15 protein-coding genes and 1 tRNA gene are annotated in these 11,916 nt (G+C 56.0%); 12 read left to right on the top strand and 4 right to left on the bottom strand.

From position 1 onward, the window contains the following. Positions 1-38 precede the first annotated feature (38 nt). Genes LT85_RS14055 through LT85_RS14045 form a run of 3 tightly spaced genes read left to right on the top strand, consistent with a single transcriptional unit; the run spans position 39 to position 1,243 of the window. Positions 39-350 (top strand): Dabb family protein, encoded by a 312-nt coding sequence (locus LT85_RS14055; RefSeq protein ID WP_038489771.1) that lies wholly within the window; start codon positions 39-41, stop codon positions 348-350. Positions 351-358: 8 nt separating this feature from the next. Beyond that, complete coding sequence (locus LT85_RS14050; protein WP_038489768.1) at positions 359-787, top strand: PaaI family thioesterase; 429 nt, start codon at positions 359-361, stop codon at positions 785-787. 30 nt (positions 788-817) lie between these two features. Next, positions 818-1,243, top strand: coding sequence for a GNAT family N-acetyltransferase (locus tag LT85_RS14045; RefSeq protein ID WP_038489765.1), 426 nt, complete (start codon positions 818-820; stop codon positions 1,241-1,243). Between the two features lie 35 nt (positions 1,244-1,278). On the opposite strand, the gene LT85_RS14040 is transcribed toward LT85_RS14045, so the two are convergent. The 3 genes from LT85_RS14040 to ygfZ are packed head-to-tail and all read right to left on the bottom strand — an operon-like array spanning position 1,279 to position 3,399. Then, on the bottom strand, positions 1,279-2,064 hold the full coding sequence (locus LT85_RS14040; RefSeq protein ID WP_038489762.1) for an NRDE family protein: 786 nt from the start codon (positions 2,062-2,064) through the stop codon (positions 1,279-1,281). Then, positions 2,055-2,348: a DUF4936 family protein gene (locus LT85_RS14035; RefSeq protein WP_038489759.1), complete on the bottom strand. Its 294-nt coding sequence runs from the start codon at positions 2,346-2,348 to the stop codon at positions 2,055-2,057. Before LT85_RS14035 ends, LT85_RS14040 begins: the two co-directional genes overlap by 10 nt. A 7-nt stretch (positions 2,349-2,355) precedes the next feature. Beyond that, on the bottom strand, positions 2,356-3,399 hold the full coding sequence (ygfZ, locus tag LT85_RS14030; protein ID WP_038489756.1) for a CAF17-like 4Fe-4S cluster assembly/insertion protein YgfZ: 1,044 nt from the start codon (positions 3,397-3,399) through the stop codon (positions 2,356-2,358). 146 nt (positions 3,400-3,545) lie between these two features. Between ygfZ and mltG the strand changes: the two genes are divergently transcribed. The 8 genes from mltG (at position 3,546) to LT85_RS13990 (ending at position 9,590) form a co-directional block, all read left to right on the top strand. After that, positions 3,546-4,502: an endolytic transglycosylase MltG gene (gene mltG, locus LT85_RS14025; RefSeq protein WP_038496232.1), complete on the top strand. Its 957-nt coding sequence runs from the start codon at positions 3,546-3,548 to the stop codon at positions 4,500-4,502. Positions 4,503-4,742: 240 nt separating this feature from the next. Next, entirely contained in the window at positions 4,743-5,366 is a 624-nt protein-coding gene (tmk, locus tag LT85_RS14020; protein ID WP_038489753.1) for a dTMP kinase, read from the top strand. Beyond that, a complete protein-coding gene (locus LT85_RS14015; RefSeq protein WP_038489750.1) occupies positions 5,363-6,406 on the top strand; it encodes a DNA polymerase III subunit delta' in 1,044 nt (347 codons plus the stop codon). The genes tmk and LT85_RS14015 overlap by 4 nt, the downstream gene beginning before the upstream one ends. A 20-nt stretch (positions 6,407-6,426) precedes the next feature. After that, the gene (locus LT85_RS14010) at positions 6,427-6,807 is read left to right on the top strand and encodes a PilZ domain-containing protein (protein ID WP_038489749.1); all 381 of its coding nucleotides are present in this window, start codon (positions 6,427-6,429) and stop codon (positions 6,805-6,807) included. A gap of 29 nt (positions 6,808-6,836) precedes the next feature. After that, positions 6,837-7,358, top strand: coding sequence for a GNAT family N-acetyltransferase (locus LT85_RS14005; protein WP_038489747.1), 522 nt, complete (start codon positions 6,837-6,839; stop codon positions 7,356-7,358). A 213-nt stretch (positions 7,359-7,571) separates the two neighbouring features. After that, positions 7,572-8,156, top strand: a complete 585-nt coding sequence (gene rdgB, locus LT85_RS14000) for an RdgB/HAM1 family non-canonical purine NTP pyrophosphatase (RefSeq protein WP_038489744.1) — start codon at positions 7,572-7,574, stop codon at positions 8,154-8,156. After that, the gene (gene hemW / locus LT85_RS13995) at positions 8,153-9,409 is read left to right on the top strand and encodes a radical SAM family heme chaperone HemW (protein ID WP_038489741.1); all 1,257 of its coding nucleotides are present in this window, start codon (positions 8,153-8,155) and stop codon (positions 9,407-9,409) included. The genes rdgB and hemW overlap by 4 nt, the downstream gene beginning before the upstream one ends. Before the next feature lie 91 nt (positions 9,410-9,500). After that, positions 9,501-9,590, top strand: a tRNA-Ser gene (locus LT85_RS13990). Between the two features lie 452 nt (positions 9,591-10,042). Here the strand turns inward: LT85_RS13990 and LT85_RS26950 are convergent. Further along, positions 10,043-10,321: an integrase gene (locus LT85_RS26950; protein WP_038489738.1), complete on the bottom strand. Its 279-nt coding sequence runs from the start codon at positions 10,319-10,321 to the stop codon at positions 10,043-10,045. Positions 10,322-10,358: 37 nt separating this feature from the next. Between LT85_RS26950 and LT85_RS13980 the strand changes: the two genes are divergently transcribed. After that, on the top strand, positions 10,359-11,681 hold the full coding sequence (locus LT85_RS13980) for a hypothetical protein (protein ID WP_038489734.1): 1,323 nt from the start codon (positions 10,359-10,361) through the stop codon (positions 11,679-11,681). Positions 11,682-11,916 lie beyond the last annotated feature (235 nt).

Genomic DNA, 11,916 nt, shown 5'->3' with positions numbered 1-11,916 from the left:
AAGCAACAGCTTCACCCATCTACATCGGAGAGATCCCCATGAGCAAGACATTGAAGCATATCGTATTCTGGAAACTGAAAGAGCAGGCAGAAGGCGCAGACAAGGCCGCCAATGCATTGAAAGTGAAGGCTTTGCTGGACGGTTGCGCCGGCATCGTACCCGGCATGCTGAAGTTCGAAGCTGTGATAGCGCAGCCCGGAATGGATGCAACCTGCGACGTGGTGCTCTATTCAGAATTTGAATCGGAGGCAGCGCTGGAAGCCTATCAACATCATCCAACCCATGAGGCGATCAAGCCTTTCGTCGGTGCCGTGCGGGAATCGCGCCATTGCATGGACTACCTGAGCTGAACAGCGTTATGTTTCCTTCCCATGTTTTCCCGATCGACAATCCTTTTCTTAGTTATCTCGGCGTTGAATTCGTCGCGATGGGCGAGGGAGCAGCCGAGCTGGCCCTGATTTTACAACCGCATCACATGAATAGCTGGCAGGTGACGCATGGCGGTGTATCGATGACCATGCTGGATGTGGTCATGGCGCTGGCCGGCCGTTCGCTTTATCCGCAGGCCGAAGCAGCGGTCACGGTTGAAATGAAAACCAGTTTTCTGCAGCCGGCTGGCCAGACCGGCGCGCGTATCGTCGCCAAAGGCCGGGCTTTTCACCAATCCACCACCATGTGTTTTTGCGACGCCGAGCTATGGCACGGCGATCATCTGGTGGCCAAGGCGATGGGTACTTTCAAGTATCTCCGACACCACCGCGCAGCCCTCAAGATCAAACCGGGTTGAAGAAGACCATCAATTTATACGAGTAAAGCCATGAAATTTCATCTGACCGTCGACAACTGGGTAGTGCAGAAAGCCGACGCCCGCGCCGTGCGTTTCGACGTTTTCGTGATCGAGCAGAAAATCCCGGTCGAACTGGAGTGGGACGATATGGATGAGCATTGCCTGCATGCCGTCGCCTATGACGAAACCGGCCAAGCTATCGGCACTGGCCGTTTGCTGCCTGATGGTCACATCGGCCGCATGGCTGTGCGCTTGACAGGGCGCAGCAAGGGAATTGGCGCCGCCATTCTGGAAGCCTTGATGGCAAAGGCGCGCCAGCGCGGCGACAGCGAAGCGGCGTTGAATGCGCAAACCCAAGCGGAAGCGTTTTATGGGCGCCACGGTTTTATCCGTGACGGCGAGGAATTCTACGAAGCCGGTATTGCGCATATCTGCATGCGCCACGTGTTTACCTGAAAGCAGCCGGGACGTTATATAACTGGCGTTTGCATTCAGCGTGAACAGCGGCGTGTCGATTTGGATGGTGCGTGGGTCCGGCACGGTGCGCCGGATGGCGTCGCGACTCTTTCATGCAGCATGGCGCTGCCGTTGGTCTTGAGCTTGACCAGGGTGGTGGCGCGGGTGCCATAGTCGGGCGATTCGATGAATACCGCGGACAGCATGCGTTCGGTTTCGATATCAACGCCCGTGGAGGGCAGGCGGCAGTCGCCGGAGCGGGTGGTATCGCTCAGCATGTCAAAGAAGCAGGCGTCCGGCGCGCCCTGGCACAGCAGGCTGGAAAATTGGGCTTTGGTGCGCACTACCTTGGGCCAGCAGACGTCCAGCGTGGCATTCGACAAACCGTACACGCCCGGTGCCAAAGGCTGGCCGTTGCGGGCATCGGTTTCGCCCTTGTTGGAATACCAGATCAACTGCTTGCCATCGCCGACCAGCAGGTTGAAGCCGTTGAAGCGGGCTGCATCCACTGCGATTTCAGCGACATACTCGGCTGCCGTTTTTCTGCTGCCCAGGAAGTCCGATACCAGTGCGCCGCGGCTGGGTGCATCGGGCCGTCGTTCTGAGGGCGCGCGTACATTAGTGATGGCGGCGAAGCGACCACCGCGGGTAATGCCGATCCAGGTTCCGCCATCTTTCAGATCGCGGCCAGCGTAGATGTCGGGTTGATCTTCCCACCAACTGGCGGGAGCTGTCGGGCGCGCATAAAATTCATCGCGGTTGGCGGCGGCTATCAGAGGCGAGCCAGGAATGACTTGCCACGCAAAAACAATCAAGCACATGATGAGATATTCACAAAAAATTCGGTATGACGAGGACTCTCGATGAGGGCAGCCAAGCCGTGCCGGGCTACGGCCTCATCAATTAATTGCATAAAATCCGGCGGCACCGAAGAATACACTTCCATCCAGGTATGCTGTTCGTCTTTCATCTCCGCGCTGCGTTTGAGCGCTGTATTGATCTGATGTTGCAGCGACAGCTCGGCCTGCATCTTGGCCGCCGCGCGGTCGAATTCCTGAGCGCGGGCGGCAGCGACCTTGTAGTAGATATAGATATTCGTGCTCATCTTCTGCTCAGGCCGACAGTTCTGAGTCGGTCACGTCGATGATCGAGTAGGGCAAGGTCTGGATCTGCATCTGCGCACCGTCCGCAGAGCCCAGATGTATCGTGCCGCCGCTTTCCAGTGCAGCAAGCTTGATCTCCAGCAGGCAGCTGCTACTGTGCGCGCTGTTCGTTTCTGCATTGACGATCATGCCGCAAGGCTGTTCCGGATCGTTGCTGGAAAATACTTCGGTGGCTGCGGCGACGCCGATTGTCTCTACTGTAGCCAGTACTGTGCGGCGTTTGAGCTTGCCCAGATACTGGCTGCGGGCGACAATTTCTTGCCCCGGATAACAGCCTTTTTTGAAATTGACGCCGCCAATCACTTCGAAATTAATCATCTGTGGCACGAATTGTTCTTGCGTGGCCAGGGTGACTTGCGGGATGCCGGCCTGGATGTCGCTCAGGCGCCAGGCTTGCGCATCGAGCGCCTGCAGCTTGTTGCTGAGCAACGGCCATGCAGCGATCGCGATCTCGGGGCTGGTGATCCATTGGTAACGCGGTGCGGAACTGGCATCGGCGACGCGAATCAGGCTGCCGTGCTCATTATCTATCTTGGCATAGGGCGTATTTGGCAATGTCGGAAACCAGGGCGTCAAGGCTGCTCCTGCACCATCGCCAGCCACGCCAAGCACTATTTGCGTATCCGATACGTCGACAAGTTTCGCCTTGGCGCGCATCACGAACATTTGCAGGCGTTTTTGAATCGCCGCCTGCATGTTGCGCGGTAGTTGCAGCAAAATATTGTCGCCACTCTTCCACATCAGGAAAGTTGCAAGCAAACGTCCTTTGGGTGAGCAGTAGCCGGCCAGCCGTGCCTGGCCGGGATTCAGATTCTGGACGTCGTTGGTGAGTTGGGTGTGCAGGAAGCTGGCGGCGTCTTCTCCGCTCAAGGCGATCAGGCCCAGATCAGGCAGCGGCGCAAAAAAAGAGGGGTTGGCATTGCCAGCGGCCGGCAGTGTCGCCAACGCTTGTTGCTGTAAAAATTCTTGCCAAGTACTTGTTATTTCATTCATAAATTGAGGGCATTTCCAAAACAGCGATTATCATATTGGGTTGATTATAGTGATGTCACAAAAAAGGCGTTGGAATTGGCCGATTTTGGGCGATGCGTGAAAACCATTCGGAGCGACCGGTCTTGTTTAAAAAACTATTGTTGTGGATGATCTTGCTAGGTGCTCTGGCGGCTGGCGGCGTGGCTTACTGGGCCAAGCAACCGGTTTTTGAGGCTGGGGCAGTGCGTCCGTTCACAATTAAACCCGGCAGTACATTGGCAAGTTCGGTGCAGCAAATCGCTGACGCCGGGGTTGGCGTGAATCCAGAGTTGCTGGAATTGCTGGCGCGCGTTACTGACAAGGGTGGCAAGCTGAAGGCCGGCAGTTATGAGTTAAAACCCGGCACTACGCCGTTGCGGTTGCTGACGCAGCTGGTACGCGGTGAGTTTGCGCAAGAATCGCTGACCGTGATCGAAGGCTGGACCTTCCGCCAGATGCGGCAGGCGGTGGCGGCGCAGGCTTCTCTGAAGCACGATACTGCGGCGTTGTCCGATGCTGAGCTGCTGGAAAAGATCACGCCTGACTACACCATGCCAGAAGGCTTGTTCTTCCCGGATACCTATTTGTTCGCCAAAGGATCCAGCGACCTGCAAGTGTACAAGCAAGCGCACGCCTTGCTGCTGAAGCGCCTCAACCAGGCTTGGGAAGGGCGCGACACCTCGTTGCCCTACAAGACGCCCTACGACGCGTTGATCATGGCTTCCATTGTGGAGAAAGAAACCGGCCGCCGGGCTGACCGCAGTACGATCGCCGGTGTCTTTGTCAATCGCCTCAAGATCGGCATGCTGTTGCAAACCGATCCGACCGTGATTTACGGCATGGGCGACCAATACCAGGGCATTATCCGCAAACGCGACCTGACTGCAGACACACCGTACAATACTTATACGCGCGGCGGCTTGCCTCCGACACCGATTGCCTTACCTGGCGCCGAATCGATTGCCGCGGCGCTGCATCCGGCGCAAACCGATGCTTTGTACTTTGTCGCCCGAGGCGATGGCAGCAGTCATTTCTCGAGCAATCTGGGTGAGCACAACCAGGCAGTCAATCAATATCAACGCTAATGCGATGTGAATCCAGCGTTAATTCAGTGTTAATAGATGCTGGATTTTCTTGCGATGCGCGATAATGACAACGAAACAGAAGCGCTATTCCACAGCGTGATACAGCTTAAATACAGCTTAAGAGGTTGTTGCAAATGCAGATGGCTAGGCGCTCCGACGAAGGCAGTACGCGTAGTACGGCTAGAAGAAGCAACAACGCCAGGTGTGTTTGCAACAGCCTCTAAATATTCAGGTTAAATAATGGCATCAGGAAAATTCATCACATTTGAAGGCATAGACGGCGCCGGCAAATCGACCCATATCGGTTTTGTGGCGGAGTTGTTGCGCCAGCACGGCCTGACCGTGGTCGCTACCCGCGAACCGGGCGGCACAGCATTGGGTGAGGCGTTGCGCGAAGTCTTGCTGCACCAGAAGATGCATCTGGAAACCGAGGCCATGCTGATGTTCGCCGCCCGCCGCGAGCATCTGGCGCAGGTTATCGAGCCGGCGCTGGCGCGCGGCGACTGGGTGATTTCAGACCGTTTCAGCGATGCGACCTTTGCGTATCAGGGCGGCGGCCGGCAATTGCCGCTGGCGAAGTTGGAAGCGCTGGAGCAATGGGTGCATCCGCATCTGCAACCGGACCTGACCTTGCTGTTCGACGTGCCGCTCGAAGTGGCGCGGACCCGCCTGGATGCAACCCGGACGCTGGATAAATTCGAGCAGGAGAAAGCAGATTTCTTCGCCGCCACGCGGGCCGAATATCTGCGACGTGCAGCGCAGTTTCCTGAGCGCTTCCAGATCATCGACGCCACCCGGACGATTGCGGAAATCCAGCAAACGCTGGCGCACATCATCGCCGGCCTGTGTAAAGCTGATGCATGAGTAATTCCTTGTTTCCATGGCAAGGCGACGTCTGGCAGCAATTGCAGCAGATGCGGACGCGCTTGCCGCACGCAATCCTGTTTCATGGCGCCGAAGGCATAGGTAAAACCGTGTTCGCCGAACAGTTCGCGCAATCGCTGTTGTGCGAGACGCCGCAGGCGGATGGCCATGCTTGCGGCACATGTGGCTCTTGCGGCTGGTTCATGCAATATAACCATCCCGATTACCGGCGCGTACGGCCAGAGATCCTGGATGGTGACGAGGCGGGCGACCCGGACGCCGCTGAAGGCGAGGCTGGCGATGGCAAGAAGACCGCCAAGTCAGCCAAGGCGCCGTCCAAGGAAATCAAGATCGACCAGATCCGCGCCTTGTCCGGCTTCATGAACATTTCCACCCATCGCCAGGGCCAGCGGGTAGTGTTGCTGTATCCGGCTGAAACGCTGAATACCGCAGCCGCCAACGCCTTGCTGAAAACCTTGGAAGAGCCGCCGCCGAATACGGTTTTCCTGCTGAGTTCGAACAGCCTGGACCGCTTGCTGCCGACCATCCTCTCGCGCTGCCGTAAATTCGCCATGCCGCTACCTTCACGCGAGCAGGCGCTGGCCTGGCTACGCCTGCAAGACGTCAAGGATGCCGATGTCTGGCTGGCCGAGCAGGGTGGCGCTCCGCTGACCGCTTACGCGCAGTCGCAAAGCGAAGGGCGCGAGCTGATCGATGCATTTTTGCAGCATTTGACCCGGCCCGGCATCAATGGCGCGCTGAAATGCGCTGAACTCTTGCAAAAAGCGCCGGTGGCCGAGCTGGTAACCTGGCAACAGCGCTGGCTGTACGACCTGTTTTCGCTTAAATTGTGCGGCACAATCCGGTATTATCCTCGTTATGAAAAGGCGCTGGCCGCGCTGGCAGCCAAAGTGGATACCGGTGCTCTGCTGCGAGCGCTGAAAAGCAGCAACGAGCGCCGGGCGATTGCAGAACATCCGCTGTCGGCGCGACTCTTCATTGAAGAGATGCTACTGGACTACGCCACCATGTTTGCTTGAATTTTATTTATAGGATCGAGATGGCAGAGAACACTACAATCCCGGCCGAGCCGGTCAAATTATCCCGGCCCTCGGTATTGTCGCTGGTAATCAAGGAAAAATCGGCGCTGTACGCCGCGTATATGCCGTTCCTGAACAATGGCGGCATCTTTGTGCCGACCAACAAGATCTATCACATCGGCGACGAAATTTACCTGATCCTGAGTCTGATGGACGACGGCACCAAATATCCAATCGCCGCCAAGGTGGCGTGGATTACGCCGAAAAACGCCAATAACAACAAGGCGCAGGGCGTGGGTGTGCATTTTCCCGATGACGATAGCGGCCAGCGTCTGCGCAAGCGGATTGAAGAAGTGTTGGGATCTGCACTCGGCTCGGCCCGGCCGACGCATACCTACTAAGACAGACTATTACTTATTACTGCATCGATATGAATCACACGGATTACAGTTTCAGATTGGCGGTCCAGCAAGACTTGCCGGCGATCGTCGCCATCTACAACAGCACTGTGGCCTCGCGCGAGGTGACTGCCGATACCGAACCGGTCAGCGTGGCTTCGCGCCAAGCCTGGTTCGATCATCATAATCCAGAGCGTCGCCCGCTGTGGGTGGTGGAACAGAAGGGCGCAGATGGCCAGATGGCGTTGTTGGGCTGGCTTTCGTATTCCGATTTCTATGGCCGTCCGGCCTATGCCGGCACTGCGGAACTGTCCATCTACATTCATGAAGATGCGCGCGGCAAAGGCATGGGCAGATATTTGCTAGGGAAGGCCATCGAGCACGCCCCGAGCATCGGTGTGCATACTTTGCTGGGTTTTGTGTTCGGCCATAACCAGCCAAGTCTGAAGTTGTTCGATGCGTTTGGCTTTGAACGCTGGGCGAATATGCCGCGCGTTGCTACCCTGGACGGTATCGAACGCGATCTGGTTATCCTGGGCAAGCGCGTAGCCTGATCCGGTGTGCTGGCGCTTCTTGAGCGTCGTTCGTTCGCCAAGGTTCTCGTTCACGGAAAACACGAAGACACGAAAAAATCCTCTGAAGATTTCTTCGTGTCTTTCGTAGCTTTTATGGAGCATGTCTTTAAGTCATCAACCGGAGCGGCCAACAGGCGGTCTCTCCCGAGCACTGTAAAATAGCGCCTTTCCTTCCTTTGTTTCGAGTAGCCCATGTCGCGCACCCTTGTTCTGGCCTCCAATAATGCCGGAAAATTAAAAGAATTCAGCCAATTGCTGGCGCAGATCGATTTCGACGTTCGTCCGCAAGGTGAATTTGACGTCCCCGAGGCAGAAGAGCCGTATCTGACGTTTGTTGAAAACGCCCTCACCAAAGCCCGTCACGCGTCGCGTCTGACAGGTTTGCCGGCATTAGCCGACGATTCAGGTGTCTGTGTCAACGCTCTGGGCGGTGCGCCAGGGGTGCTGTCGGCACGTTACGCAGGCGAACCTAAATCCGACGTAGCCAACAACCGGAAGCTGCTCGATGACCTGGCTTCGCATGCTGACAAATCGGCCTATTATTATTGTGTGCTGGTCTTTGTGCGCCATGCCGACGATCCACAGCCGGTGATCGCCGACGGCCGTTGGAACGGCCAGATCATTAGCGAGGCACGCGGCGCGGGCGGATTCGGCTACGACCCCTATTTTTTGATCACTGAGCATAACAAAACCGCGGCCGAATTTACCGCCGCCGAGAAGAATGCGATATCGCATCGCGGCCAGGCATTGCGCGCGCTGGTAGAGAAACTACGATGATCCCGATCAAGCCCATCGGCATGCCAGGACAAGCCAAAAGCGCTCCTGCCGATAAACCATCCGCCGCTGCCCAAGCCGCGCTGGCCTATCTGCAACCGGGTGCGCTCAGCCTGAGCGCTTTGCCGCCGCTGTCGTTGTACATCCACTTCCCATGGTGCGTAAAGAAGTGCCCGTATTGCGATTTCAACTCGCATGAAGCCACGGGCGGTTTTCCTGAAGAAGAATATCTTGCCGCCTTGCGCGCCGATCTGGAAGCAGCCTTGCCGCTGATCTGGGGCCGCAAGATTTACACGATCTTCATCGGCGGCGGTACGCCCAGCCTGATGTCGGCAGCCGGACTGGATCGCCTGATGTCCGACGTGCGCTCTTTGCTGCCGCTCGATGGCGCAGCGGAAATCACAATGGAAGCCAATCCCGGCACCTTCGAAGCCGAGAAGTTCAAGTCCTACCGCAACAGCGGCATCAACCGCCTGTCGATCGGCATCCAGAGTTTTAATGGGCGCCATTTGCAAGCGCTGGGACGGATTCACGACGACGGCGAAGCGCGCAGGGCAGTTGAGATCGCCCATGCGACGTTCGACAATTTCAATCTCGACCTGATGTATGCGCTGCCATCGCAAACCATGGAAGAAGCGCAGCAAGACGTCGCCACCGCCATCGGCTTCGCGCCGCCGCACCTCTCGCTGTACCATCTGACGCTGGAACCAAACACTTACTTCGCCAAGTATCCGCCAGCGATACCTGACGCTGACGCCAGCGCAGAAATGCAAGACATGATCAGCGCACACACCTGCGCCGCCGGCTACGGCCACTACGAAGTGTCCGCCTACGCCCAGGCCGGACGCCAGGCCCGGCACAATCTGAATTACTGGCAATTCGGCGATTACCTCGGCATCGGCGCCGGCGCCCACACCAAGCTGTCGTTCCCGCACCGCGTCATACGCCAGATGCGCTACAAACAGCCCAAAGCCTATCTGGAACACAGCCGGCTGGGGAACGTGGTGCAGGAAGAAGTGGAAATCAACCGCAACGATCTCGGCTTCGAATTCATGTTGAACACGCTACGCTTAAATAACGGCTTTGAAGTCAATCTGTTCAGCGAACGCACCGGGCTGGCGCTCAACACGATAGAAAAATCCCTGAACCAGGCCGAAGCCAAAGGCTTGCTGTATCGCGATCACAAAATCATCAAGCCGACCGCACTGGGTCAGCGGTTTTTGAATGACTTGCAGCAAATGTTCCTGCAGGATTGAGCTGTTTTCCTGGTCAATCCGGGAGAATTTCAATAAAAAGCAGGGCAGGTATCGTTAATCTGTTGCGAATTAGGTATAATTACGCCTCTCTGGAAGTGTGGCCGAGTGGTTGAAGGCACTAGTCTTGAAAACTAGCGACGGTTTATCCCGTTCGTGAGTTCGAATCTCACCGCTTCCGCCAGATCTCAAGTAAAACGGCCCTTTGCGGGCCGTTTTACTTTTCTGCCCAAGCCTACGAGCAGAAATCATTTCCGCATTTTTCATCGTTTCCGCATATTTAAAAGAACAGCGCCAAGTAGGGCATTTTTCTATTGCCTGCGATGATGTTTTTTTGTGTAGATCTTTTGGTAATTTGATGTGGAATAAGCAATGGTGACGGACTTCCATCCTGGCAAGGATTTATCCGTTTTTTGCTATTTGAGCCAAATCAACACAGCACCATTGCCTTAGTGTACCAACTTGCATCACACTGGCTCATCTCTTATGGAAATTTGAGATGAAGTTAAAAATTGAAATTCAATTGAACATAATTGCGCTGGTCGTAATTATTAAATTGATCCTGCAGTGGCTTTGACCGTTTGATGTTGTAAAGCTAAGGCCGCCTTCGGGCGGCCTTTTTGCTCGAATAGTCGTCTATCTGGTCGGTTTGACTTTCTCGCCTACGCGCCGATAGACCTGCCTGGTAATCTCCTCCTCCGTGTGGCCAAGCAATTTACTCGCCTCGGTGAGGCTGTCAATTTCACTTGCGGCCTTAGGGCGGATATCTCTGAATTGAAATTCTTTGATGCGTCCGGCCAGGTAGTCGTTGCCATCGCTGGCAGCTTTATGGGCTGCTGCTTCCCGCGCGCTGTCAAAGCGCGTGCGCAGTGTCCATTTTTTTAGTGCCTCGCCTTCCGGCACGTCCACCGGCAAGACGAACTCGTTTGGCCGTATCGCACTCTGGCACTTATTGTGCTATCCCTATGCGGTCTATGATGGCAAGCTGGAGATTGGTTCCAATACCTACATCGGCGCGCCGAACCTGCAGCAGGTGGCCGACGGCGTGTGGAAGGAGATGCAGGACTCGAAGATTGCCATGGCGAACGGTCCGCATTCCTGGCTGTGCGACTATTTTGTCATCACAAAGACCCGCGTGTACGTGACTGGCTTCGAAGAGCAATGGTTTGTCGGCCGTGTCGCGCTCGCCAAGGGACAGTCTGTCGGCATCGCCGGTAAGCACCGATGGGCCCAGCTGATCATTGTCGACGAGGCCGCCGGCGTGAGCGACGACCACTTCGACGTGATCGACGGTACGCAGACGCAGCCCTGCAACCGCACGCTGATTGCGTCTCAGGGCGTCCGTAGCAGTGGCCGGCATCATGCCTCCCATCACAAGCTGTCGGCACGCAATGGCGGCTCATGGCATTCGTTGCGCTTTAATTCCGAGCGTTCGCCGTTTGCGACCACCAAATGGCTCAAGGAGCGGGAGAAGGAGAGCGGCGGCCGGGATTCCGTCGAATATCAGATTCGCGTATTGGGCCTGTTTCCGGAGCAATCGGAGCGCTTCTTGTTGGGCCGCAGCCAGGTAGAGAAGCTGGTTGGCGCAGAGCGCACTATCAGCGCCGGCGAGCCCTACGGCAACCTGTTTATCATCGACGTGGCCGCCGGCGTGTTCCGTGACAAGACCGTTGGCACCTATGCGCGCGTGATCGGCAACGGCGATCGCATCGATGCTGACCCGCGCCGCGTGGACATTATGGAGGTGCCTATCTTTTCTAATGCTCTGGACTGGCAGCACATTGCCGGCGAGGTGTTCCACTACACGCAACGTCTGTCCAACTGCACCATCCTGGTCGACGTTGGCGGGCAGGGTATCCAGTTCGCCAAGATGCTAGAAAACCTCGGCTGCCCCAACGTCGTCAAGATCAACTGGGGCAATCCATGCTTCAAGAAGAAAAATAAGGATCGATTCTTCAACCTGCGGGCGCAATGTTCTGTCCTAGCTGCAGAAGCGGTGAAGGACGCGCGCATCACGTTTTCCAATCAACATGTCCAAGACCTGCTCGATCAGGCATCCAAGATTCCCTATTTCTTCGATGAGAAGGCCAGGTATCACATCGAGCCCAAAGAAAAGATGAAGGAGGAGGGCATCCCGTCACCCGACCTATGGGATACCGTCTGCATGGTCTTTCTGGAGAACGCGCATTACATTGGGTCAGATGACGATCATGCCAGCCCATCCAGTTTAGATGCAGCACGTAAGGCTGCGGAAGATGCGTTTGCTGATGCCTAAACTTGAATTTGCTGCATAGATGTACTAATTGCTCAGTAAAGCAGGAATTTAGCCAAAATGAAATATTTCCTTTTGGTATTAATTATTTGTTATTATTCCAGCCGGAGTAGATCCATGGATCTACAGGCAATGCAAGGAAACAGAGGAGGCAGGATGGAAGTTTCGCAAACTAGTGTTGTGCCGCTATATCCGGCTCGGATGTTTGAATCGGTGCATTGCGCGGCGATCTATTTGA

Source organism: Collimonas arenae (genome assembly GCF_000786695.1).
GTDB classification, from domain to species: Bacteria; Pseudomonadota; Gammaproteobacteria; order Burkholderiales; family Burkholderiaceae_D; genus Collimonas; species Collimonas arenae_A.
The sequence above is the reverse complement of the archived record's forward strand: the minus strand, read 5'-3'. Positions and strand labels throughout refer to the sequence as shown.

Coding starts and splice junctions, on each gene's coding strand:
- LT85_RS14055 (WP_038489771.1), top strand. CDS start 39: ATGAGCAAGACATTGAAGCATATCGTATTCTGGAAACTGAAAGAGCAG.
- LT85_RS14050 (WP_038489768.1), top strand. CDS start 359: ATGTTTCCTTCCCATGTTTTCCCGATCGACAATCCTTTTCTTAGTTAT.
- LT85_RS14045 (WP_038489765.1), top strand. CDS start 818: ATGAAATTTCATCTGACCGTCGACAACTGGGTAGTGCAGAAAGCCGAC.
- LT85_RS14040 (WP_038489762.1), bottom strand. CDS start 2,064: ATGTGCTTGATTGTTTTTGCGTGGCAAGTCATTCCTGGCTCGCCTCTG.
- LT85_RS14035 (WP_038489759.1), bottom strand. CDS start 2,348: ATGAGCACGAATATCTATATCTACTACAAGGTCGCTGCCGCCCGCGCT.
- ygfZ (WP_038489756.1), bottom strand. CDS start 3,399: ATGAATGAAATAACAAGTACTTGGCAAGAATTTTTACAGCAACAAGCG.
- mltG (WP_038496232.1), top strand. CDS start 3,546: ATGATCTTGCTAGGTGCTCTGGCGGCTGGCGGCGTGGCTTACTGGGCC.
- tmk (WP_038489753.1), top strand. CDS start 4,743: ATGGCATCAGGAAAATTCATCACATTTGAAGGCATAGACGGCGCCGGC.
- LT85_RS14015 (WP_038489750.1), top strand. CDS start 5,363: ATGAGTAATTCCTTGTTTCCATGGCAAGGCGACGTCTGGCAGCAATTG.
- LT85_RS14010 (WP_038489749.1), top strand. CDS start 6,427: ATGGCAGAGAACACTACAATCCCGGCCGAGCCGGTCAAATTATCCCGG.
- LT85_RS14005 (WP_038489747.1), top strand. CDS start 6,837: ATGAATCACACGGATTACAGTTTCAGATTGGCGGTCCAGCAAGACTTG.
- rdgB (WP_038489744.1), top strand. CDS start 7,572: ATGTCGCGCACCCTTGTTCTGGCCTCCAATAATGCCGGAAAATTAAAA.
- hemW (WP_038489741.1), top strand. CDS start 8,153: ATGATCCCGATCAAGCCCATCGGCATGCCAGGACAAGCCAAAAGCGCT.